Origin of the sequence: Chengkuizengella axinellae (genome assembly GCF_030730905.1) — a bacterium.
Lineage (GTDB): Bacteria > Bacillota > Bacilli > Paenibacillales > KCTC-33759 > Chengkuizengella > Chengkuizengella axinellae.
On record NZ_JAVAMP010000001.1, the window covers coordinates 825,083 to 847,165 of the forward strand.

A 22,083-nucleotide genomic window follows, 5' to 3' on the forward strand; every position below is an offset into this window, starting at 1 on the left:
AAACGTTTAAATTTTACAGTATACTCATTTAGTCATTTAGTTTTTATTCATTTTATTCTGCTTTTGAATAAGATATGAATGAAGTGGTGAGAAGTTTATGTTCAGAAGGATAGCTTCTACAATGAAGCTCGTATTTTTGTATCTAAAATGCCTTATGATGACAATAAGGAGTTATTATTAGAAAATTTCAGCTATTCACATTACTATATTTATATAATACTTTTGAAAAAGCATATATTTAATCATTTTAAAGGAGCAATGAAAAATGAACTTAGCTAAATTTCCAAGAAGAAGATATACACACATGGAGACCCCGATTGAACCTTTGCTTCATTTATCGAAAAACTTAGGCGGTCCTACCATTTTTATGAAAAGGGACGATTTACTTGGTCTAACTTCTGGAGGCAATAAAACACGAAAGCTTGAATTTTTGGTTGCAGATGCATTATTAAATGGTGCAGATACTTTAATTACATGTGGAGCCATTCAATCCAATCATTGCCGATTAACTTTAGCTGCAGCGGTGAAAGAAGGATTGAGCTGTCACCTTGTTTTGGAAGAAAGGGTTCCTAATACATACGATCCAAATGCAAGCGGTAACAATTTTTTGTTTAAATTATTAGGAGCTGATCAAATTAGCGTTGTCCCAAAAGGAAGCAATATGCAAGCTGCTATGGAGCAAGTAAAAGAGAAACTCAAGGAACAAGGAAGGAAACCTTACATCATACCTGGTGGTGGTTCTAACGAAATTGGGGCAACTGGATATGTGGCCTGTGCAGAGGAAATACTAAACCAATCTTTTCAAAATCAGATTCAAATAGATCATGTAGTTACAGCTAGTGGTAGTGGAGGCACTCATGCTGGACTTGTGGCAGGATTTTTTGGAACAAACAGCAAAATACCAGTAACTGGAGTTAATGTAAGCCGAAAAAAAGAGGAACAGGAAGATTTGATTTATAACCTTGCTAAACGAGTTTCATCTCATGTTGGTATTCGTGAAGAGTTACCTAGGGAAGCTGTTGTTTGTTTTGATGATTATGTGGGACCAGGTTATTCACTCCCTACAGATCAAATGATAGAAGCTATTCAATTAGTTGCAAGAACAGAAGGGATATTACTAGATCCAGTATATTCAGGAAAAGCCATGGCAGGAATGATTGATTTAGTCAGAAAAGGATATTTTAATGCAGAAGATCAAGTTTTATTCGTTCATACAGGTGGGTCACCAGCTTTATACGCTTATACCGATACTGTTTTAAATGATGTAGTTTTGCATAAAAGTTAATTTGTAATTCTCAATTCTAAGTAAATCATTTGTCTGAGTCGCTGTCCATGTATCTTTGTCTAAAAACTCGCCAATCAGCGAGTTTTTTACTTTTATGGCTGCTGTACAAATACGTGATATGACAGTTTCTCCTTAACAAAAAACGCTGTGTATTCTTTTTTCACTTTGACATAGAATCATTGTGGTCATTAGAGTATGCAATTAAAGTTACTTCATGCCCTGATTTATTTTTTATTTTGTTTTCCAACTGTTTAATCTCTTCTATTTCCTCGGTCTCCAGCCTAGCAATTTGATATTCGCTTGATTTCATTTTATATTCACCTCAGTTTTGTTTATAATTATTATTAAGTAAAAAAATCATAGCTGTAATTTGGTTGATGTTTTTACTGGGGAACTAGGATTTGAACCTAGATAATGACTTTAATGTCATATATGCCTTACCACTTTGGCTATTCCCCAGCGATAATCATATTTTTATCAGCGATATGGATTTTTATACGTTATTTTATTTGAATTAAGTTTGTAACATTGTCTGAGGAGGAATAAAATTGAAAATTTTATCGATAGAACCTACACCGAGTCCAAACTCTATGAAAATCAATATAGACGAATCTCTACCAACTGGAGTGCGTAAAACTTATACTTCAGAAAATAAAGAGAACGCACCTGAATTGATGAAAAAAATACTTGGAATTGACGGAGTTGTATCCATCTTTCATACGGTTGATTTTCTAGCTATAGATCGATTGCCCAATGCAGATTGGAAAATGATATTGGGACAAGTAAAAGAAATATTTGGTGAAGGACAGGCTAATATTGGAATGGAGTCTGTGGATGAAGGTTTTGGTGAAGTAAAAGTTTATGTTCAAACATTTAGGAAAATTCCTATGCAGATTCGAGTAAAGTCAGAGATGGAAGAAGTAAGAGAGAATTTATCAGAGCGATTTACGAATGCTGCAATTGAAGCAGGTCTAGCTTCCCCGAATTTAATAAAAGAAAGAAAACTTGAGGAGTGGGGCATTCGTTATGGTGAGCCGAAGGAAATTGCTGAGGAAGTATTAGAAGAATTGGATGCATCTTATGATGAAAAAAGAATAAAAGGATTACTGCAGCAAGCTCAAAATACGAATGTAGATGCACCTATTATCATTGAGAAAATGTCACCAGATGAGGTGAACATCGCATTGGATTCCCCAGATTGGCGCAGAAGATTCGCTGCATTCGATCAGTTAGAGCCAACAACTGAATCCCTGCCTATAATTTCAAAAGCTCTTAAAGATCAAAAATCCTCCATTCGTCGTTTAGCCATTGTTTATTTAGGTGAAATTGAACATGATCAAGTTCTGCCTTTACTGTATGATGGGTTAATGGATTCATCCGTTTCCGTCAGACGTACTGCAGGGGATACCATTTCAGATATCGGGAATCCTGAGGCTATTCAACCTATGATTAAAGCTTTAGAAGATAAAAATAAATTAGTTCGTTGGAGAGCTGCGCGATTTTTGTATGAAGTAGGAGATGAGACTGCTGTTTCTGCTTTGCAAGAAGCAGAAAATGATCCAGAATTTGAAGTCAGTTTACAGGTGAAAATGGCGCTAGAACGAATCAATAGTGGTGAAGAAGCTGCCGGAACCATTTGGCAGCAAATGACTAAAAGTAGGAAATAATTGCTAGTATAAATCATTCCCTAAAGTAAAAAAATATAAATGTAACAGCAAAACCAATTTTTCAACTAAGGGGATGAAGTAAATGGAAAATAATCAGCAAAATCAAGGAAACCATGTTGAAATTGTAGCTGTAAGGAAAAATGGGGATGGAGATTTAACTGAATTTAAAACATCCGATGGACGAACTTTGGGTTATCAGCAAGCTTTGCAAGAAGTGCAAAATGGAAACATTAAAGGTGTAAATGCCTTTAAAGGAAGAGACGGAGAGACGTATTTACGCGGAGATGCAGACGGTGATCCAAGTAACAACCTAGACCAACTACCTATTTTCTAAAATATATGGTTGCAATGAAGAGCTGTCTCAAAGTCAGATTTTGTGGCTTAGAGGTAGCTCTTTTTTTATTCAGATTCCATTAGAAGTCGCCGTCCTTTATTTCTGTATTTCATTTAACTTTTATCGACATAAACGGATTTAATGATCTATTCGTTACTCTCAAAAGTATATCGTTTCTGCTGCTCCATAAACGTCATCTTTCCTGTTTTTCCAATAAAATCCTCCATATGATCACCATAATGCATTAGCAGAATTTTTTCTTGAATTTCCTCAGGCAGTGTCAGGAGCTGGTTCAAGGTAGCATGTACAGTCCCAGGATCTTCTAATTGGCAGTCATGCATGATAGTCCTGCATTTTCTGCCTTCATGGATATGTGCTAGCAAGCTAGGGTTGAATTGCATATCAGCACTATAAAAAAGATCTTGATTTATAAACAAAGAATAACTTAATTTGTTAGGCACATGTTCCGTTTGTATGATCTCAATATGTAAAGATGGGCTGATTGTTGTTTCTTCATTTTCATTCATCTCAACAATTTCAAAAAAATCCTCTAATCCATTTCCTTTTCCGTCACTTAAACCTGCTTTTAAGCTATTTTCCCACAATACAGGCAATAACTTAGCGCTGATAAAAAGTTTTGGTTTAGGAATGTTTAAAAATTTGGACTGAAAGGCTAATTCTTCAACTCCACCTACATGATCAGCATGAAGATGAGTGATTAGAATTCCATCGATTTCTTGAACTGGTTTATTTAGTTTATGCAGCGCCATAGGAGCAGTGATGCCGCAATCAATTAAAAGAGTATAATCCTCTGTATAAACTAAGGCATTATTATTGAAATATTTTTTGGAAAATGCACTACCTGTTCCGATCATTTGAATTTGCATTGTTTATTTCATCCTCTCACAATCAATATCAACTTTTTGAATACCTACTTCTACATATAAAGTTACCATAAAAATGCAAAGAAATGCAGCGATCATAAAATTCAATCTTTAAGCATATATTAAACTTGAAAAAACAAACATATGTTCTGTATAATACAGTATAAGTACAAAATTAAAGGTTGGATGGAAATGAAGGAATCAAATATCAATCGTATGATTTATGAATATGTAGTCTCGTTATATTTGCTTAAAGCAATGGATTGGGATAAAAAAATAACAGATTCCATGAAATTGAATCGATTTTGGAATACATTTTTAGAGCGGCTTCATAAGGTGGTGCTTCATGATCATATACGTATTAAAAAAAGAATAAAACAAATTGGTTGTAAAATTCTGCTTGAGGAAGTTTTGGAAAATAAGAATGTCCATGTGATGTATGTTTTTGAAGGTTACGAGCACCATTGTGAGATTATGCCTTCTGTGTTAAAAAATAAATGTGAAGAAAAGTTGGATGCGTTGTTAATTAAATGATGTACAATTAAATCACAAAATGTGAGGAGACTTTGAGCAAAGATGATGAAAGTTGTTGGTATTGTTCTATTTTTAATGATTGGATTAATAGGATTTATATGTCTATTTATAGCGATAAACGTTGGTTGGAAACTTTCTCATCCAAAGAAGCAGCATGTTACAGATTCTCCTCACCGCCATCATTTTGATTATGAAGATGTTGAGTTTCTAAGCAGAGATAAAACAACGAAGTTGAGAGGTTGGTATTTACCTACTACAAAAGAACAGGAAAAGATGACTATTATTTTTATTCATGGTTATACAAAAAACAGGGAACAGGATAATTTCCCATTTTTAACTTTAGCCCATTCCTTGGTTGGAGCGGGATACAACGTTCTCTTATTTGACATGAGAAATTCAGGGGAATCCAGTGGGAGTTTAACTACCTTGGGTCAATGTGAAAAAGAAGATGTATTAGGAGCGGTAGATTGGGTAAAGCAACATTCAAATACAAAAATAGGTTTGTTGGGGGTATCGATGGGTGCATCAACTGCAATTCAAGCAGCAGCAGCAGAACCTTCGATAATTGCTCTAGTAGCTGATAGTCCTTATCATGATTTAAAAGAATATTTACAATCGAACCTATCTAAGTGGTCGAACCTACCTAATTTTTTATTTACACCTCTCATTATGAATATATTAGGTCCTGTAACAGGCATTAAACCAGAAAAAGTGACACCTATTAAATCTGTGGATGCTGTTTATCCAAGACCTATTTTATTTATTCATAGCATAAGGGACGAATCAGTTCCTTATAAGGGCAGTGAAGCTATGTATAACAAACACCGGGACCGCTTTGAGTTTTGGAAAACGACAAGTGAAGGACATGTGCTTTCTTATCAAGAAGATCCCATTAAATACACTCAGAAAGTAATTTCTTTTTTTAGTAACATATGAATTTAAAAGTTTTATAAATAGGAGAAAATGAAATTCTTAAAAAATACTTAAAAATAACTTAAAAAAATATATTTCTGAACGCAACTCTTGTTTGATACCGGAGTATAACACTATTAAGAAGAGAAATTATTGTGGAGGTTTGACAACGTATGAAATTCAAACGAACGTTTTTACTTATAGTAGGTCTTTCAATTTTAGGTGCGGCAACTGTTATGGCAGACAGCAAAATGCAGCAATATAATGGGAAGGAAGTTACGATTAAAATCAATGGAGAGCAATTATCTGAACCAGGATTAAGCATAGAAGGGAAGACTATGTTGCCGCTTCGCGATGTATCTGAGAAGTTTCATGCTATGGTTGAATATGATGAAGCTACTGATACAGTATCGATCTACAAACCTAACGTACAGGTTTCCTTATTTACTTTAAAAGATGGTCAATTGGGTACTTTTGGTAAAGTGACTAAAAATACTGAAAATGAGTTTTTCATCTTTACACAAATTGATACATTAGTAACGGATATTGATTCTATGAAATTTGAAATCGTAGATCCTTTTGGTACGATTGAGTATGATCACATTGAATCTAATATGACTGATCAAACTGAGAATATGTGGTTATATACGCCAAACATTGAATTTACAGCTAAAATCAGTGGGGAGTATACAGTGAATATTTATATGCAGTTGACTGGTAGCGACGAGTATTCTCTTGTAGGTCAAAAAGTGTTTACTGCAGAATAATGTAAATTGATTTCGTAAATGGTTCATGGTACTATATGTCTGTACATACTTATTTTTTAACACACAAAAAACACATAGTACGATGAACATCTACTAGAAAAGAGGTACACTTATGACTGAAGAATTAAACCAGCAAGAAGAAGAACAAAGTTTTATTATTACGGATGATCAGGGTATTGAATACGAAATGCAAGTCGTTTATACGTTTTCAGTAGTTGATGATCAATATGCAGTATTAATTGATAAAAACAACCCCGAAGGAGACGGAGTCATTTTTAAACTTGTCGAAGAGGATGGGGAAGGTTATCTTGAACCGATCGAAAGTGATGAAGAGTGGAAACGTGTAGTAGCTATTTATGAGGAAATTGTTGCAGAAGAAAATAATAAAGCATAAATGAAAATTACTTTAAATAATAAAACCGCTTAGTGATTTCAAATCATTAGGCGGTTTTTTTCTTATAACATAGGAATTTATCAAGTTCTTAAATTCTATATTTCAACGCGATAGGCGTTTTTGTTCATTTTAATATCGAATTATTTACGAGGGTTATAGTACATTTTTCGTCCATTGAACAAATGAAGCTCAGCTTTGTACGTTTTTCCCAAATACTTGCACAATTCATTTCCTTTAGCTTTATCTCCATGTGTACATCCATCAGGTAATACAACTTGAATAAATGATTGTTCTTCATCATCTTCAGTCATATTGCCAACCCCTACGATAATATACTTATACAAATGATTGATTCCTTTAAGATAAAACCATTTTCCTTCTGAATCCGATTTTGTTTCAATAGTATAGGGAAATGCAGCCTCACCATAATCCCATCCTAATTGTTGACCCGTTTTATTTACTTGTTCCTTATAAGCTAATAATTGCGCTTTCACTTCATCTAAAGTTACGGACGTTACAGTTGATTTCTCTTTGAATTTTATGTATGCACTTTGACTCAAATTAGACACCCGCCTTATTTTTATGCCCAGCTAACTACCTTTTTTCCATAAATATCATAACATCAGATGGTAACATTTACAATGAATATATTATGATTATGAATATATTGTTACTATTTTATAATACTAATTAATTAAATATGGATTTATGGTATAATCATTGTATATAATTTTCAGAAAATAATAGGAGGTGAAAAGTATGTTCGATAAATTATATGACGTGAATGAAAACACACATGTAAATTTTATTGGATTTACTACTGAAAATACTCGATATGATTTTGCTTTTGTGTACACTGATAATTTTTTTGGTAAACCTTTAGTAGTGTGTATGCAAACAGGAAGATCATCGCTATTATGTTTTGATGATTTAGATAACCTAGATTATTTGCAACGCATATTTTTGATCAATGAGGTGGAGGCTGAGGAGCTTTCAGATTTTTTGAAACAAAGAATACCTTCTGTACCTAATTTTGCTCAGTATTGATCAGTTTGTATATTGTCCTTCAAAGCCCCTCACCCTTAAGGGTATATAATTTAACGAATAGCTGAAGTTTCAACAATCACTTTCACTTTTTCAATTGTTTTATCTTCAGGTCCTTGAACAGGTAAACCTACCTCTAAATGTTCATTTATATAATCTATATTTTCCTGTGACACAACTTCACCTGGTAATAGTATTGGAATTCCAGGCGGATAAACCATAATAAATTCAGCTATAATTCTACCTGCAGATTCCTGGAAAGGAATCACTTCAGTATCTGCATAAAAGGCATCCCGTGGTGAGAGCGATAACTGCGGGATTTCTGGCGTTATAACAAATAAGCTTTTTAATTCTTTTGGGTTATAGTATTTTTCTGAAATATGTTGAAAAGATTTAATTAACCAATTGATTGTATCAATCGTATCACCAGGGGTAACTATACAAAGAATATTATACATATCACTTAATTCTACTTCGATGTTAAAATCGTCTCTTAATATATTTTCAACCTCATATCCAGTTAGTTTAATACCTTGTAAATGAATCGTTAATTTGGTTGGATCGTAATCAAAGGTCGCTTCACTTCCAATAATTTCGTCTCCAAAACAATAAAATCCCTTAATTTCGTTAATTTGTTTTCTTGCATGATCAGCTAAGGACAAACTTAATTCCGCCATCTGATCTCCATGAATAGCCAGGTTTTTTCTGGCAGTATCCAAAGAAGCTAATAGGATATATGATGTTGATGTAGTAGTTAACATACTCATAATAGATTGAACTCTTTTTGCATCCACAAGCCCTTCTTTAACGTTTAATACTGAGCTCTGAGTAAGAGATCCACCAAGTTTGTGAACACTAGTAGCGGCCATGTCTGCACCTGCTTGCATTGCAGATAGAGGTAGTTTTTCATGAAAGTGAATATGAACGCCATGAGCTTCATCAACTAGGACAGGCACAGCATAAGTATGCGCTAAGTCAACAATTTCCTTTAGATTAGCTGAGATGCCAAAGTAAGTTGGATTTATCACTAAAACCGCTTTTGCATCTGGGTGAATTTCTAAAGCTCTTTGGACAGAGTGTGTTGTAATACCATGTGCAATCCCTAATTTTTCATCCATGGTAGGATAAATGAAAACAGGTTTTGCTCCTGCAAAAATGATGGCAGACATAATCGATTTATGGACATTTCTAGGAACAATGATTTTGTCGCCATGTCCACATACAGACATAATCATCGTCATAATGGCTCCACTAGTCCCCTGTACTGAAAAGAAGGTGTAATCCGCACCAAAAGCTTCTGCTGCTAGTTCCTGTGCTTCTTGAATGATTCCAGTAGGTTGATGAAGATCATCCAAAGGTGCAATATTAATTAAATCAATGGAAAGCGCATTGCTTCCAATGAAACGTTTGAATTGTTCATCCATTCCTTCACCATTTTTATGGCCAGGAATATGGAATTGATATGGTTTTTTTTGTGCATGTTCAACTAATGCCGTAAATAACGGCGTACGATGCTGTTGATTCATTAGCTTACTTCATTCCTTCAAGTAAATTGTAATATTAAACAAGCTAGAGTATACCAAAAATAAAATCAATTTTCTACTCAAACTACCCATTATTGAATTTACTTCACTTTTGCAGGGTTCATAATGACTAGAACTTTAAAAAGTGTTTAAAATAAATGTTGTTAAACAAATCCAAAAATGAATAGAACATCGAAAAATGGAGGAATAAAGATGGAAGTATTGTATACAGCAACAGCGACTGCAACAGGGGGAAGAGATGGAAAGGTAATTTCTGATGATAGTGTTATCGATATAGCATTAAAAACACCAAAAGAACTAGGTGGTCCCGGAGGTCATGCCACCAATCCAGAACAGTTATTTGCAGCAGGTTATTCGGCTTGTTTTGACAGTGCTTTAAAGGTAGTAATTCGAAATCAAAAAGCTCAAGTGACATCAACAGCTGTTACTGGAAAAGTTTCTATTGGAAAAGACCCTGAAGGTGGCTTTAAAATTGGAGCAGAACTATTAGTAAAAGTTGAAGGTGTGGACCAAGCAGAAGCATTGGAGTTAGTAAAAGCAGCTCATCAAGTCTGTCCTTATTCTAAAGCAACACGCGGTAATATAGAAGTGAAATTGCTTCTGGCACAATAATACAAAAACTTGATCAGGATATGAAAGAAGAAAGCTTGCCTATTGGTGAGCTTTCTTTAGCTATTTTGAATGATTTATTTCATTATTTTATCACATATTTATTTTAACAAAAGAAAAAGTTATGGTACGATAATATAAGGTTTTTATAGATTAAAGTATTATTGAACCTCATTATTCATTGTTGTTGATTGGAACTTGGAGGAGTTAAATTGCAGAAGAAGATTGGTATCATCATGGTTTTGCTTATTACGACATTTATTGGTTTTGCTATTATTATTCCTGTACTACCGAAAATCGTATCTGTTTTTCATATGAATATGATGTTGGCTTTATATTCTGCTGTATCATTTATCATGTCTCCGATTTGGGGGAAATTATCAGATAAATGGGGACGAAGGCCTATTATCTTAACGGGTATTTTAGGATTTAGTGTTAGTTTTTTTGTTTTTGCTGTTTCATTAGAAAGTTTATGGTTAATGTACATATCAAGAATTTTAGGCGGATTCTTCTCAGGTGCCGTTACATCTTGTGCAGTGGCTTATGTAGCAGATATCACTACGAACGAAAAACGGACTAAAGCGATGGGACTCGTAGGTATGTCTATCGGCCTAGGATTTATATTTGGACCAGCTATTGGTGGATTATTAAGCACAATTAGTACACAAACACCATTTTTTGTTTCTTCTGGTCTTGCATTTGTAACATTTATCTTTGTATTAATTTATCTGACAGAATCCTTATCTAAGGAACAAAGACAAAATACAGTAAAAGAAAAGGTATCAAGATGGGCAGCTTTTACAGGTCCAATGAAATATTTATATGTGATGTCCTTTTTTGTAACATTTACTTTGGCAGGGCTTGAAGGGACTTTGATCTATTATCAAGAAACTAGGTTTGATGCAACATCTGAAAAAATAGGTATCATGTTTCTGATTAGTGGAATTGTAGGAGCACTTATTCAAGGTGGAGTCATTCGTAGATATGTAAAACCAGGAACGGAATCTAGATTTATACAAATTGGGTTGCTGTTATCAGCCGCTGGTTTTATACTGTTGCTTTTCTCAAATGATTTATGGACAGCTTCATTGTATTTGTCTGTATTTGCGGCAGGTAACGCATTTATTAGACCTTGTGTGATCTCCTTAATTACACAAAAAACAAAAGTAGGACAAGGGGTTGCAACAGGACTAAACTCTTCAATGGATAGCTTAGGTAGAATTGCGGGTCCATTATTTGCAACTGCTTTATTTACATTGAACGAAACACTGCCATTTATCGTAGGAGCAATTATCTGTGTTGCAGCCATTCAACTCGTTGTATCGTATAAAAAATCAGATGTTAAATATGAGGCTGTTTAAAAGTGATTTATAACAAAATAATTTATCACGTTCTCATGCTGTTAGGCTCCCTCTTCTTCAAGGGGGAGCCTAACAGCATGTTTTCACCTGACTAGGATATCTAACTTTCATAATTTTCAACTTTATATATTCGGCTCAGCCTCGTTTCTTGGAATGCTGCTAATACCATACATAATAAAGTTGATTGTATGATCTATTTCTTGCTCATCATCCCACTCTATGTTTGGTAGAATAAAGTATCTCACCAATAAATGTCCCATTACAGTGGAAACTGTAAATCGAATAACAGAGGGTGGAGGGACCGAGATGATTTCTTCTTTTTTTTGAAAATGATCCACAATTTTATGCATGCGATCATATACGATAGATGCTACGTGTTTAACAAATAAAGCTTGTAAATCAGGTTGGAAGGGGATTTCTTGTAAAAGTATCTTTAAAACCGCTGTATGTTTTTTTATAAATTTAATTCGATTCATGATCAATTCTCTCAAAAAATCTTCATATGAATGATGTGTATCGCTTAGAAGCTTTTCGACATCTCTTAGAATAAAAGGAGCTACAAGTTTACCCATCTTAGGCGCTACTATAGAAATTAATAAATCTTTTTTCGTTTTATAGTGACGAAATATCGTTCCTTCTGCTACTCCTGCTTTTTTAGCTATTTCATTTGTAGAGGAGGCAGAATACCCTTTTTCAGAGAATACTTCTACAGCGGCTTTTATAATTTTAAGCTGTTTATCTGTTTTTTTCTCATCCTCATCATTGATTTCGAGGAGTTCTTTTATCCATTGTTCCATTGATTCTGACACGTATATTTCCTCCTGTTTTCCTTTCTTACGATTGACTTATAGATTCTGATCCCTTAAAATCGCTCAGATCTGACCTTTATTTGTTCTGGAAGTATATTACAGCTTTCGGTATTTTTTTAATGTGAAAATATTGGCGATTATGATAGTAACAGAAAAACCTGACAATACATATACATCAACAGCAATTTCGTTCCAACCACTTCCTCGCACCATAATCTCCCTTAATGCATCTGCTCCATAAGATAATGGCATTAAAATACTTAACCATTGTAGCCATTCCGACATGCTTTCTATATTAAATAGTCCAGACAAAAAGACCTGTGGTACAATCACTAGCGGGATAAATTGAACCATTTGAAACTCATTATTAGCAAAGGCGGATAAAAGTGTGCCTAATGTGAGTGCAGTCATGGCTAATAACAATGTAACTAATAAGACAAGCCAAATCGAACCCATCATTAACATATCAAGCACTTGTATGGAAAACCATGCGATTAGAGCAGCTTGTATGATTGAGAATATTCCAAATCCGATGACATAACCGATGACAAGTTCCCATCGTTTTACAGGTGTTGCCATTAAGCGTTCTAGTGTTCCTGTAGTTCTTTCGCGTAAAAATGAAATTCCAGAAGTAAGGAAGACGAAGAAAAATGCAAATACACCTATGAGTACAGGGCCGAAAGAATCAAAGGCTGTCATGTCCTCTGATCCATGTAAGTAAGTAATTGAAGCTTGTAAAGAGTTTGATGCAGGGGAGAGCTCGCTAGCTATATTTTGAAATAGGATCAACATAGATTTATTTACAGAAGGGTCACTGCCTTCTAATATCAACTCAGGACCTGTAGAAGTCCATGTTAGTATGGCGTCTATACTGCCTTCAGTCAACATTGCATCTGCTGTTTGAGTAGTGTAATCCATGAATTGAGCATCCTGATTCTCTAATAGACTTGATACCTGCTCTGGAATATCAACTAGAGCAATAGTAGGTTCATATTGATCACTGTGAAATACTTGTGACATTAACCACAATATAAACATAGGGGCAACTAAAATCATCGCCAATGTTCTTTTGTCATTTATGAATTGTTTGATAATACGTATAACTAGTGCTTTCATCTTCATGCTTTTGCACCTCCATAATAAAGAAAGGCATCTTCAATGCTGCTCTTTTCAGTAGCCTTCATTAATTGATTTGGTGTGTCAAAAGCAATGATCTCTCCGTCTCGAAGCATAGCTAGTTGATGACACTTTTCAGCTTCATCCATAACATGTGTTGTTACAATGATAGTTGTACCTTGTTTGCTTAATAGTTCTAATTCTGACCATATCGATTGGCGAAGCACAGGATCGATACCTACAGTTGGTTCATCCAGTAATAAAACTTCTGGTTGATGAACCAGAGCTATAGCTAAAGATAATCTACGTTTCATCCCTCCAGAGTATTTGCTAACTTTTTTGCGTAAATCAGACGTTAAATCAACAAGTTCCATCACTTCGTTAATTCTTTGTTTCTTGGTTTTTCCTTTTAATCCATATAGCTGTGCAAAAAAATCCAAGTTATCGTAAGCGGTTAATTCGGTATATAATGCATCGGATTGTGCCATGTAACCTAAACGTTTTACGATGTTTAATGAAGGCATCTTTGTTGATAGAACGTGAATTTTCCCTCGATCAGGGGTATCCATACCTGCAATTAGTTTAATTAACGTTGTTTTCCCGGCACCAGAAGGTCCTAACAATCCAGTGATCTTGGCATGTGGAATATCTAAAGAGATATTCTGAAGTACTGTTCTTTTACTGAATTTCTTCGTTAGTTGTTGAACTTGAATACAAGGTTCTACCATTGAGACTCCCTCCTTTATTCAAAAAAAAGTGAGTAATCACTCATTTGTAGTTTATTCCAATTATTGCTATTTGTAAAGAATTAAAATTAAAAATTGTAGAAGAACAGAAAGAATTCAAAAACGTTGATAAGGATCGTTTAGAGAAAACACTTCAAAGATTAGAAGAGCGGGTTAAAAAAGTGAAGGAGAGAAGTGAAGAAGCATTAACAAGAATGATATTATTCTGATTAAATGCTAATAAAAGAGATGAGAATGCATTCACTCCAAACTCATCTCTTTTATTTATTCGAATGACATTTTATACAGGGGTAAGAGAGTCTTCATCGTATCTTCAATGAATTGCATAAACTCCTGTCCATTTTGCAAAATTGGATCATCAGACTGTATGTGGCGTCCAATTAGCAGTTCTGCTTTTTTTACATCACGGAACCTTTCTAAATGCTTGATAAAATGTTCTGTTTCTATACCATTCATTGCTATGGATTCTTTTTTCATATGGTCTAAAGAAATGACATAATCAGTAGGAATGATGGATTGAACTTGTTCTACGTTGTTTATGAAATTTTGAGCAATATTCTTTTTGTTTGGTAATTCATAGATCAGTGCAAGCCAAATAAATAAATGATCGTCAAATAGTCCTACTTGAAAATGAGGATGTGCTTTGTAACCTCTTTTGTTATTAGCCCATGCTACCCAAGTATCATTGGGTGGATTCACCTTTCTTCTAGCATGTTTAGCAACATGTGGAAACATTTCTTCTCCACAAATTGCAGATAAATATGAAGCAAGTTCTGTCCCTAATACTTCTAGTTTAGGTCGAACGTGTTGGATTAAAGCTTCCATTCTTGGTTCCAAACCGTCTATCGTAAAAACATGGAAATCTTCTTTTGTAAAACCTTGAAAATTCATTCTATGTAAACCTCCTGTATGTAAAAATAATAAAGTATATATCATCAAAGTAAATATATCTTATTTATGATGGTTGAACAAGTTTCCATGTAACAAATACATGTACAAAATGATTAAAACATCAATATGACCTAGAAATATTAATAGTTTTTTAAGCTATACGACTTATAGCTGACACAATGAAGTTATAAACTATCTAGGAAAATACAAAAGAATTTGGATAGGAGAGATATCGTGAAGAACAAAAAAAGCTATTTATTATTCGTACTTCTAGTAGCATTATCTTTGGTTGCAGCAGCATGTAGCAGTGCAGAAGAGCAGCCAATAATTCAAGAAGAATTTAGCAATGAAGATGAAGTATTGGTAGAGGAACAAAGTGACAGGCAAAATCCTGTTGATTTTAATGAACTGCCAGATGATCAATTACATATGATGGCAGAAAGATTTGAGATTGATGTCACAGGCTTAAGCAGAGAAGAGATTATATCACTTCTTGAAGAACAAGGACCGCAGATGGGTGGTAGTAGACCGGAAGGTGGAATGGGTGGTTCAATGGACTTAACTGAACTATCTGATGATGAATTGCTTATGATGGCAGAAAGATTTGAGATTGATGTCACAGGCTTAAGTAGAGAAGAGATTATATCACTACTTGAAGAACAGGAACCGCAGATGGGTGGCGGTAGACCAATAGGTGGAATGGGTGGTTCAATGGATTTGACCGAACTACCTGACGATGAATTGCTTATGATGGCAGAGCAATTAGAGATTGATACATCAGAATTAAGTAGAGATGAAATTATTGAAACTATAGAAGAAATAAGACCACAAAGGAAATAAAATCTAATTATCATTAATCAACCAAAGTATAGAGTGTGAATTGTATTTTGTAATCACACTCTATTTGTTATATTGAAAATATTGTTCATATTACGAGATGGATTGAAGTAAAAAGAAAATGCTATGTTATCCTTTATTTTTCAAATAAAAGATGGCAATTTGTGTACGGTCCCTTAACGAAAGTTTATCTAAAATCGTAGTAATATAATTTTTTATCGTACCTTCACTTAAAAACAATGTATCTGATATTTCTTTATTGGATAATCCTTCTGAGATCTTTTCTATTATTTTTATTTCTGTAGGAGAAAGTTTATATGAATCCAACACGTTAGAATTTGCCTCAGGTCTTGTAGTATGATGCAAAAAACCAGTTAGCTTTTTAGCAATGTTAGGGTGGATCAAGAGATTCCCTTGGACTACTGATTTAATACCGTCGATGATCTGTTTTGGGGGAATATTTTTCAACATATACCCATTAGCCCCATTTTTCAATGCTTCAATGATGTACTCGTCATCATCAAATGTCGTTAATATAAGAACGGAAACATTTGGGAAATTTCCCTTGATTTTTTTAGTTCCTTCAACCCCATCACAAACAGGCATTCTAACATCCATGAGTACGACATTGACATCCGATTTTTGCTCAATAAAATTGTATGCTTCTTTTCCATTGGCACATGTCCCCAGAACCTCAATTTCAGAACTAGCATAGTTTTCAATTATAATTTGCAGACTTTCTCTTATGTATGGGTCATCATCCACGATTAATAACCGAATCATTTTATGACTCACTTCTTTCATTAAAATGTTGAACTTCTATCAATTTACGAGGCAATTTCGTTTTTACCATGAACAAATCAGTAACTTCAACCACCATTTCGCCACCCAATAGTTCGATTCGTTCTTCCATCCCTTTTAAACCAAGTCCTCTTTTTATGTTGTTGTTTGGTAATTTTCCATTATTAAATATTGTAAATTCAATCCTACTCGGGTGATATTGCAGATAGATATTTACTTGTGTAGCCTCCGCATGCCTCACTGCATTGGTTAATGCTTCTTGAGCATTTCTGTACAATGTTAATTCCGCACTTGGATATAAAGGATAGGGCAAACCGTTCATTTCATATTGGATTTTCATGTTGCTGTTTTTTTCAAACTGTTCGATTAAATGATTAATAGAATACTGATGAATTTTTGTATCATCAGGCTTCATATTTCGTACTGTTTTACGCAGCGTCTCCATATTATCCGATAGTTGATCTCTTATTTGTTCAAGCAGTATTATACTTTTTTGAGGTTGGTCTTTGACGAGAGGGAGAGCAGCTTCCATCATCATTTTTGCACGAATTAACTTATGCCCAAGTTCATCGTGAATTTCTTTCGAAATTCGATTTCTCTCTTCTATTTGTGCCATATTTTCTACTTCAACAGCATATTCTTTAATTCTTTTCCTAGCGTTCTCAATTTCATAATGTTTGCCTCTTAATTGATCATAAAGATGTGTCATATCCTTCTGTTTGTAAGTTAATGAATAAATATTCCACAACAAAATAACGATCATCACATACGCAAGATTTGCAGCAAGAAGAAGCTCTGGTGGTTGTTGAAATAGTAAGGTATTTAAAAAAACATATTGCATAAAGATAAAAAACAATCTAGCTTTTTTAGACTCAAGTCGGAAAATTGTAAATAGAGAAGAAAGAAAAAGAATAGGCAAAATCCCATAAAATTTCACATTCAACCAATACATATATACAGTTTCGATTAGCACAAACAGAGGAAGAAGCTTTTTAGAGATCCATCGGTTTTGTACTTGTTTAAGCAAGATCAATAGCAGTATAAACAAGGTGAACACAGGTGTATCGATTTGTTTATTTATAAATATCGTTGCGATAGCTGCAACAGTGATAAATGGATACTGGAACCATGAAAGTTGATCTTTCAATGTAATTAACCTCTTCATATATAGTTTCTATTATTTGAGTAAAATACATTTCATAAATGTTGTTGAAAAAATTATAACACAGAATAATTTTTTATGGTTAAATGAGGAAAGTGACTTTTGTCATGAAGATTTTATGACTTGATCTAGGTGTGCATTCTACTCAATTTAGTTACGATAGATTTAAAGGAGTTGAACAATATGAGTTTTATTCAATGTGAAAACGTTGTGAAACGTTATGATGATTTGATTTCCGTTGATCATTTAAGTTTAAGTATTAATAAATATGAAATTTTTGGGTTACTTGGTCCTAATGGAGCTGGTAAGAGTACAGCAATAAAAATGATATGCGGATTGTTAAAAGCAGATCAGGGTCAAATTTTTGTGGGTGGAGTATCTGTTAAAACGAATTCTATTGAAGTTAAAAAAAGTCTTGGTCTAGTACCTCAAGAAATTGCCATATATGAAAATTTAAGCGCTAGAGAAAATGTAAAGTTTTTTGGTAAATTGTACGGTTTGCGAGGAGAAGAATTAAACTCAAAAGTGGATTTAGCATTAGAATTTGTAGGTTTAACAGAGCGAAAGAATGAGAAACCGATAAAATTTTCTGGTGGGATGAAACGAAGGTTAAATATTGCATGTGCTATCGTACATCAACCAAAGCTAATTATTATGGATGAGCCAACGGTTGGTATTGATCCACAGTCTAGAAATCATATTTTAGAATCAGTAAGAAAGCTAAATGAAATGGGATCTACAATCATTTATACGAGTCATTATATGGAGGAGATTGAATCTATTTGTACAAAAGTAGGAATCATCGATTCTGGCCGTTTAATTGCATTAGGTACAGTAGAAGAATTAATAGATCAAAACAAGATGGAAGATAAAATTACTTTGATTGTTGACTTTGTACCGAATGAAATGGTTTTTGAATTAGAGATCCATCCTAAGATTAAAAATGTTTCAGTGAATGACCAAACCATTCAAGTATATTTGAATTCATCAGAAACCTATCTACAAGATATATTATTTATTTTATCTAAACATGATGTTAAAGTTCATACGCTAAAGAGAGAAGATCCTAATTTAGAATCATTATTTTTATCACTTACTGGACGTTCTTTAAGAGATTAGGGGGGGAAGCATGAGGAATATATTAATTATAGCCGCTGGTGAACTTCTCCGTTTTTTTAGAATGCGCTCCATTTTACTCATTATGTTCGGTTTGCCACTCCTGTTGATTTTAATTTTAGGGACTGCACTATCTGGTGTTTTTCAGGATTCTGAAGAAGGATATCAGTTGGAAGTAGTGAAAGTAACCGTCTTAAATGGAGATGAGGGAGTATTCAATGAAATGATCTTAGAATTTTTAAATCTGCCAGAATTACAGCCCTATATGTTAGTTGAACATGTCGATTCAAGAGATGAACTATTTGAGCAGTATGAAAGTGGTGAAATTGATTACGGAGTAGTTATACCTGTTGATTTCAGCGAATCTGTCTTGAGTGGTGGTTTAACAGGATGGGAGCTGATTGAAGGTGATTCCAACGAAAAAAACATCGTTGTCCGAACGATATTTGAAACCTTTTTAAGTCAAGTAAATGAAATGCAGGCTAGAGTCCTCGTTCTAGGATCTGAAGAGGTAGAGCGACTTTTTAATCAAGATTTAAACCTTCAATTTGAATTCTCAAGCTATGTTGAGATAGGAAGTTTGCACAAAAATAAGAGCAGTACTTCAGCTATGCAGTATTATGCAGCTTCGATGTTAGTTATGTTTTTATTGTTTTCTGGCATGTCAGCTGCGATCAGTTTATCTGAAGAAAAGGAAAGCAATACTTTATTTCGTTTACGCTCACTTCCACTTCATCCAAATACAATTATATTGGGGAAATTAATTGGAGTTGGGGCTTTTTCTATTCTTCAAGCCATTTTAATTATTCTATTTTCTACATTCGTTTATGGGGTAGATTGGGGAGACAATTACTTAACAGTATTTTATGTGATTGTGCTTACTATTGTTTCAGCTGCGAGCATAGGTATTCTCCTATATTCATTCTTAAAATCATCGAAGTCTATTTCTGCGGTATACCAAGCAATCATCTTCGTTATGACATTTTTAAGCGGTGGAATGGTTCCTAGTTTAGGAGAATTTTTAAACTCACTTGGAAAATTTACAATTAATTATTGGTCTTCTAATACTTTACTTAGATTAATGATTGAAAGTGATTCCACGTTCATCTTGAATAATATGTTGGTCATTGTGAGTATTAGCTTGGTATTAGCGTTATTAGCTGGATTTGTTTATTGGAAGGTGGGGTATCATGAATAGTTTATACATTGCTCTTAATATGTTGAGAAGAATGATTGGCAGTAAAAAAGGTTTTGTAACGATTATTCTGATCCCTGTCATTGTAATGACCGTCATTATTGGGATTTTCGATAGGAGTTATGATGAAACTTATCAAGTAGCTTACCTGAATCTAGATGAAGGAATGTTGGGTGAAGAATTAATTCGTGAACTTTCCTTAATGGATGAATATGAATTCACTCCTTCACAAAATAATGAAGAGGTTAGAGAGTCGGTGATCTCTGGAAAAGTAGATTTAGCAATCGTTGTACAGCAAGGCTTTACTGATAAATTACTGAATGAAGAAAATACAAAAGTAACTTTGTATCAAATCAACAATAATGTGGAGAGTTTTGTCATTAAGCAAAAACTGGATATTCGAATGAATCAGCTTTTACAATCCATATCACATCTTAAAATGATCGATGGTTCTAATTCAGATATATCAACAACACTTGAAACTTTAATGTTGCAAATGAACAAACATCAAATAAAACCTGTGACTACACAATTTAATGACAACAGTAAACCTGGGCTTAATTCTATTATTGGTTTTATGATTATGTTTTTAATGGGGTTAATTGTAAGCTCAGTATCTTTAATTTTAGAAGACCGCACAAATCAAACCATGATGCGAATGTATTCAGCACCAGTTTCCAGGTATGAAATAGTGTTTGGAAATTTCTTAGGAAGTTTTCTTGTAGGAGCGTTGCAAATTACTTTATTGCTGGTGTTTACAAAATACATCATAGGATTTGATTATGGCGTTTCATTTGGGAAGTTATTCATCATCTTGTTATTCTTCATGTTAGCATCCATGGGAATTGCAAGTGCACTCGCTAGTACTGTAAACAACATAAACATTTTAAGCAATATTACGCCATTAATTGTAGTGCCTACATGTATGATTGGAGGCTGTTTTTGGCCCATTGAAATTATGCCGGATTTCATGCAAAAACTAGCGAATATAGTTCCTCAAAAGTGGGCGATTGAAGCCATTGAGAATATGGCAATGGGACAGGGATTAGCGGATGTAGGTTTGAACCTGGCAGTGCTATTGTTATTCGCAGTCATATTGATTGGATTTGGTTCAGCTGTGTTTAAACCAGTTGATTCTTAGAATAAAATACGGTACGGAGGGAGGGGACCAAAGGTGCCCTTCTTTTTATGTATTTAAAATTTAAACATTAAACCAAGTTGCGAAAACATATAATTCAGTATAATATAAGTAACAAGAAATTATCAGAATTTTCTGTTTTTTTAAAAAAATAACATATGAGTAGGAGGATCGCCGTGAAACAAAGTTATGAAGTAGAATATTGCAACCTTGAGCTTCGTTTTGATCGTCAGTTAATTCAAAATTTTATAACCAATCTAATTGAGGAAGGTTATTCATTATACTGGAATGAAAATGATAAGTATTTTATTATTTCTATTCGTTTGGGAAAAAAATTACTGAAATTAAAGTTTGAAAGAATGAAAGAGCGCTTTAAGATGATAGGTAATTATTCAATAACGGATAGAAGGCTGGCTGAATTAATGGAAAAGATGATTGAAAATTCAAGAGGTCATGCCATTGTGAAGAGGTTTTTGGATTCACAAATCTTAATTGAGAATATTATGTTTGGTGAGATTATACGAACTGTTGAAATCAATGGAGTTGAACAAAAAGTACTGTATCAGAAAGATCCCTATATTACTTTGGAAGCTGTAATACAAGCGTTTGAATCCTCAAGAATTGAGGAAAGAATTCCGATACTGCGTTATGAGCTAGATTATGAATTAACAACACTTCAAGAGTTGCTTAAAACTGACAAACAAGATGAAATTGAAATGTGTAAACAAAGATTAAAGAAATTAAGTCATGAATTTATATTATTGGAAGGTTAGGTAAATAATGAACAATGGAATAAAAGCGCTTGCAAATTAAAAAGGACTTCTGATTTGGTTATACAGAAAGTCCTTTTTAATTTGCAAGAACAACACGATTCTCCAATTTTACAAAAGAAGGTTTGTAGAATTCATTAAAAATAGGTAAAATAAACATTAGAAAT

General features: G+C 33.8%; 25 protein-coding genes and 1 tRNA gene. 15 read left to right on the forward strand and 11 right to left on the reverse strand.

Annotation, left to right across the window (positions count from 1 at the left end):
• Positions 1-265: 265 nt before the first annotated feature.
• Positions 266-1,285, forward strand: coding sequence for a D-cysteate sulfo-lyase (gene cuyA, locus Q5Y73_RS04140; protein ID WP_305990564.1), 1,020 nt, complete (start codon positions 266-268; stop codon positions 1,283-1,285).
• Between the two features lie 160 nt (positions 1,286-1,445).
• Here the strand turns inward: cuyA and Q5Y73_RS04145 are convergent, their stop codons facing one another.
• Together Q5Y73_RS04145 and Q5Y73_RS04150 are read right to left on the reverse strand one after the other, a co-directional pair.
• The gene (locus tag Q5Y73_RS04145; protein ID WP_305990565.1) at positions 1,446-1,595 is read right to left on the reverse strand and encodes a hypothetical protein; all 150 of its coding nucleotides are present in this window, start codon (positions 1,593-1,595) and stop codon (positions 1,446-1,448) included.
• Positions 1,596-1,671: 76 nt separating this feature from the next.
• Positions 1,672-1,744 (reverse strand) — tRNA-OTHER (locus tag Q5Y73_RS04150).
• An 89-nt stretch (positions 1,745-1,833) separates the two neighbouring features.
• On the opposite strand from Q5Y73_RS04150, the gene Q5Y73_RS04155 reads away from it, so the two are divergent.
• Both Q5Y73_RS04155 and Q5Y73_RS04160 read left to right on the forward strand, forming a co-directional pair.
• Positions 1,834-2,952 (forward strand): conserved virulence factor C family protein, encoded by a 1,119-nt coding sequence (locus Q5Y73_RS04155; protein ID WP_305990566.1) that lies wholly within the window; start codon positions 1,834-1,836, stop codon positions 2,950-2,952.
• 82 nt (positions 2,953-3,034) lie between these two features.
• Complete coding sequence (locus Q5Y73_RS04160; protein ID WP_305990567.1) at positions 3,035-3,286, forward strand: DUF3892 domain-containing protein; 252 nt, start codon at positions 3,035-3,037, stop codon at positions 3,284-3,286.
• Positions 3,287-3,432: 146 nt separating this feature from the next.
• Here the strand turns inward: Q5Y73_RS04160 and Q5Y73_RS04165 are convergent, their stop codons facing one another.
• Positions 3,433-4,173 carry an MBL fold metallo-hydrolase gene (locus tag Q5Y73_RS04165; protein WP_305990568.1) on the reverse strand — a complete coding sequence of 247 codons (741 nt, stop codon included), beginning with the start codon at positions 4,171-4,173 and terminating at the stop codon, positions 3,433-3,435.
• A 189-nt stretch (positions 4,174-4,362) separates the two neighbouring features.
• On the opposite strand from Q5Y73_RS04165, the gene Q5Y73_RS04170 reads away from it, so the two are divergent.
• The 4 genes from Q5Y73_RS04170 (at position 4,363) to Q5Y73_RS04185 (ending at position 6,777) form a co-directional block, all read left to right on the forward strand.
• Positions 4,363-4,704, forward strand: coding sequence for a YhjD family protein (locus Q5Y73_RS04170; RefSeq protein WP_305990569.1), 342 nt, complete (start codon positions 4,363-4,365; stop codon positions 4,702-4,704).
• 42 nt (positions 4,705-4,746) lie between these two features.
• Positions 4,747-5,640, forward strand: coding sequence for an alpha/beta hydrolase (locus Q5Y73_RS04175; RefSeq protein WP_305990570.1), 894 nt, complete (start codon positions 4,747-4,749; stop codon positions 5,638-5,640).
• 149 nt (positions 5,641-5,789) lie between these two features.
• Entirely contained in the window at positions 5,790-6,383 is a 594-nt protein-coding gene (locus Q5Y73_RS04180) for a stalk domain-containing protein (protein WP_305990571.1), read from the forward strand.
• A gap of 112 nt (positions 6,384-6,495) precedes the next feature.
• Complete coding sequence (locus Q5Y73_RS04185) at positions 6,496-6,777, forward strand: DUF1292 domain-containing protein (protein WP_305990572.1); 282 nt, start codon at positions 6,496-6,498, stop codon at positions 6,775-6,777.
• Between the two features lie 140 nt (positions 6,778-6,917).
• Here the strand turns inward: Q5Y73_RS04185 and Q5Y73_RS04190 are convergent, their stop codons facing one another.
• Positions 6,918-7,337 (reverse strand): DUF1885 family protein, encoded by a 420-nt coding sequence (locus Q5Y73_RS04190; protein WP_305990573.1) that lies wholly within the window; start codon positions 7,335-7,337, stop codon positions 6,918-6,920.
• A gap of 199 nt (positions 7,338-7,536) precedes the next feature.
• Here Q5Y73_RS04190 and Q5Y73_RS04195 point away from each other — a divergent pair, with 199 nt between their 5' ends.
• Positions 7,537-7,824: a DUF3055 domain-containing protein gene (locus tag Q5Y73_RS04195; protein WP_305990574.1), complete on the forward strand. Its 288-nt coding sequence runs from the start codon at positions 7,537-7,539 to the stop codon at positions 7,822-7,824.
• A gap of 50 nt (positions 7,825-7,874) precedes the next feature.
• On the opposite strand, the gene Q5Y73_RS04200 is transcribed toward Q5Y73_RS04195, so the two are convergent.
• A complete protein-coding gene (locus Q5Y73_RS04200; RefSeq protein ID WP_305990575.1) occupies positions 7,875-9,347 on the reverse strand; it encodes an aminotransferase class I/II-fold pyridoxal phosphate-dependent enzyme in 1,473 nt (490 codons plus the stop codon).
• Positions 9,348-9,557: 210 nt separating this feature from the next.
• Here Q5Y73_RS04200 and Q5Y73_RS04205 point away from each other — a divergent pair, with 210 nt between their 5' ends.
• Together Q5Y73_RS04205 and Q5Y73_RS04210 are read left to right on the forward strand one after the other, a co-directional pair.
• Positions 9,558-9,977 carry an organic hydroperoxide resistance protein gene (locus tag Q5Y73_RS04205; RefSeq protein ID WP_305990576.1) on the forward strand — a complete coding sequence of 140 codons (420 nt, stop codon included), beginning with the start codon at positions 9,558-9,560 and terminating at the stop codon, positions 9,975-9,977.
• Between the two features lie 209 nt (positions 9,978-10,186).
• Positions 10,187-11,335, forward strand: coding sequence for an MFS transporter (locus tag Q5Y73_RS04210; protein ID WP_305990577.1), 1,149 nt, complete (start codon positions 10,187-10,189; stop codon positions 11,333-11,335).
• A gap of 122 nt (positions 11,336-11,457) precedes the next feature.
• On the opposite strand, the gene Q5Y73_RS04215 is transcribed toward Q5Y73_RS04210, so the two are convergent.
• The 4 genes from Q5Y73_RS04215 to Q5Y73_RS04230 all read right to left on the reverse strand — a co-directional run bounded on the left by Q5Y73_RS04215 (position 11,458) and on the right by Q5Y73_RS04230 (position 14,897).
• Complete coding sequence (locus Q5Y73_RS04215; RefSeq protein WP_371320138.1) at positions 11,458-12,144, reverse strand: TetR/AcrR family transcriptional regulator; 687 nt, start codon at positions 12,142-12,144, stop codon at positions 11,458-11,460.
• 96 nt (positions 12,145-12,240) lie between these two features.
• Positions 12,241-13,266 (reverse strand): ABC transporter permease, encoded by a 1,026-nt coding sequence (locus Q5Y73_RS04220; RefSeq protein WP_305990578.1) that lies wholly within the window; start codon positions 13,264-13,266, stop codon positions 12,241-12,243.
• On the reverse strand, positions 13,263-13,988 hold the full coding sequence (locus tag Q5Y73_RS04225; protein WP_305990579.1) for an ABC transporter ATP-binding protein: 726 nt from the start codon (positions 13,986-13,988) through the stop codon (positions 13,263-13,265). The genes Q5Y73_RS04220 and Q5Y73_RS04225 overlap by 4 nt, the downstream gene beginning before the upstream one ends.
• A gap of 282 nt (positions 13,989-14,270) precedes the next feature.
• Entirely contained in the window at positions 14,271-14,897 is a 627-nt protein-coding gene (locus Q5Y73_RS04230) for a YktB family protein (protein ID WP_305990580.1), read from the reverse strand.
• A 234-nt stretch (positions 14,898-15,131) separates the two neighbouring features.
• Between Q5Y73_RS04230 and Q5Y73_RS04235 the strand changes: the two genes are divergently transcribed.
• Positions 15,132-15,737, forward strand: a complete 606-nt coding sequence (locus Q5Y73_RS04235; protein WP_305990581.1) for a hypothetical protein — start codon at positions 15,132-15,134, stop codon at positions 15,735-15,737.
• 126 nt (positions 15,738-15,863) lie between these two features.
• Here Q5Y73_RS04235 and Q5Y73_RS04240 read toward each other — a convergent pair whose 3' ends face one another.
• Positions 15,864-16,517 carry a response regulator transcription factor gene (locus tag Q5Y73_RS04240; RefSeq protein WP_305990865.1) on the reverse strand — a complete coding sequence of 218 codons (654 nt, stop codon included), beginning with the start codon at positions 16,515-16,517 and terminating at the stop codon, positions 15,864-15,866.
• A 1-nt stretch (position 16,518) separates the two neighbouring features.
• Positions 16,519-17,682 (reverse strand): sensor histidine kinase, encoded by a 1,164-nt coding sequence (locus Q5Y73_RS04245; RefSeq protein WP_305990582.1) that lies wholly within the window; start codon positions 17,680-17,682, stop codon positions 16,519-16,521.
• 198 nt (positions 17,683-17,880) lie between these two features.
• Between Q5Y73_RS04245 and Q5Y73_RS04250 the strand changes: the two genes are divergently transcribed.
• The 4 genes from Q5Y73_RS04250 to Q5Y73_RS04265 all read left to right on the forward strand — a co-directional run bounded on the left by Q5Y73_RS04250 (position 17,881) and on the right by Q5Y73_RS04265 (position 21,919).
• Entirely contained in the window at positions 17,881-18,816 is a 936-nt protein-coding gene (locus Q5Y73_RS04250; RefSeq protein WP_305990583.1) for an ABC transporter ATP-binding protein, read from the forward strand.
• A gap of 10 nt (positions 18,817-18,826) precedes the next feature.
• Positions 18,827-20,011 carry an ABC transporter permease gene (locus tag Q5Y73_RS04255; protein ID WP_305990584.1) on the forward strand — a complete coding sequence of 395 codons (1,185 nt, stop codon included), beginning with the start codon at positions 18,827-18,829 and terminating at the stop codon, positions 20,009-20,011.
• On the forward strand, positions 20,004-21,149 hold the full coding sequence (locus Q5Y73_RS04260) for an ABC transporter permease (protein WP_305990585.1): 1,146 nt from the start codon (positions 20,004-20,006) through the stop codon (positions 21,147-21,149). Before Q5Y73_RS04255 ends, Q5Y73_RS04260 begins: the two co-directional genes overlap by 8 nt.
• A gap of 173 nt (positions 21,150-21,322) precedes the next feature.
• A complete protein-coding gene (locus Q5Y73_RS04265) occupies positions 21,323-21,919 on the forward strand; it encodes a YkzI domain-containing protein (RefSeq protein ID WP_305990586.1) in 597 nt (198 codons plus the stop codon).
• The last annotated feature ends 164 nt before the right edge of the window (positions 21,920-22,083 follow it).

Coding starts and splice junctions, on each gene's coding strand:
- Q5Y73_RS04205 (WP_305990576.1), top strand. CDS start 9,558: ATGGAAGTATTGTATACAGCAACAGCGACTGCAACAGGGGGAAGAGAT.
- Q5Y73_RS04175 (WP_305990570.1), top strand. CDS start 4,747: ATGATGAAAGTTGTTGGTATTGTTCTATTTTTAATGATTGGATTAATA.
- Q5Y73_RS04195 (WP_305990574.1), top strand. CDS start 7,537: ATGTTCGATAAATTATATGACGTGAATGAAAACACACATGTAAATTTT.
- Q5Y73_RS04225 (WP_305990579.1), bottom strand. CDS start 13,988: ATGGTAGAACCTTGTATTCAAGTTCAACAACTAACGAAGAAATTCAGT.
- Q5Y73_RS04200 (WP_305990575.1), bottom strand. CDS start 9,347: ATGAATCAACAGCATCGTACGCCGTTATTTACGGCATTAGTTGAACAT.
- Q5Y73_RS04185 (WP_305990572.1), top strand. CDS start 6,496: ATGACTGAAGAATTAAACCAGCAAGAAGAAGAACAAAGTTTTATTATT.
- Q5Y73_RS04230 (WP_305990580.1), bottom strand. CDS start 14,897: ATGAATTTTCAAGGTTTTACAAAAGAAGATTTCCATGTTTTTACGATA.
- Q5Y73_RS04220 (WP_305990578.1), bottom strand. CDS start 13,266: ATGAAGATGAAAGCACTAGTTATACGTATTATCAAACAATTCATAAAT.
- Q5Y73_RS04250 (WP_305990583.1), top strand. CDS start 17,881: ATGAGTTTTATTCAATGTGAAAACGTTGTGAAACGTTATGATGATTTG.
- Q5Y73_RS04165 (WP_305990568.1), bottom strand. CDS start 4,173: ATGCAAATTCAAATGATCGGAACAGGTAGTGCATTTTCCAAAAAATAT.
- Q5Y73_RS04240 (WP_305990865.1), bottom strand. CDS start 16,517: ATGATTCGGTTATTAATCGTGGATGATGACCCATACATAAGAGAAAGT.
- Q5Y73_RS04145 (WP_305990565.1), bottom strand. CDS start 1,595: ATGAAATCAAGCGAATATCAAATTGCTAGGCTGGAGACCGAGGAAATA.
- Q5Y73_RS04170 (WP_305990569.1), top strand. CDS start 4,363: ATGAAGGAATCAAATATCAATCGTATGATTTATGAATATGTAGTCTCG.
- Q5Y73_RS04180 (WP_305990571.1), top strand. CDS start 5,790: ATGAAATTCAAACGAACGTTTTTACTTATAGTAGGTCTTTCAATTTTA.
- cuyA (WP_305990564.1), top strand. CDS start 266: ATGAACTTAGCTAAATTTCCAAGAAGAAGATATACACACATGGAGACC.
- Q5Y73_RS04260 (WP_305990585.1), top strand. CDS start 20,004: ATGAATAGTTTATACATTGCTCTTAATATGTTGAGAAGAATGATTGGC.
- Q5Y73_RS04160 (WP_305990567.1), top strand. CDS start 3,035: ATGGAAAATAATCAGCAAAATCAAGGAAACCATGTTGAAATTGTAGCT.
- Q5Y73_RS04255 (WP_305990584.1), top strand. CDS start 18,827: ATGAGGAATATATTAATTATAGCCGCTGGTGAACTTCTCCGTTTTTTT.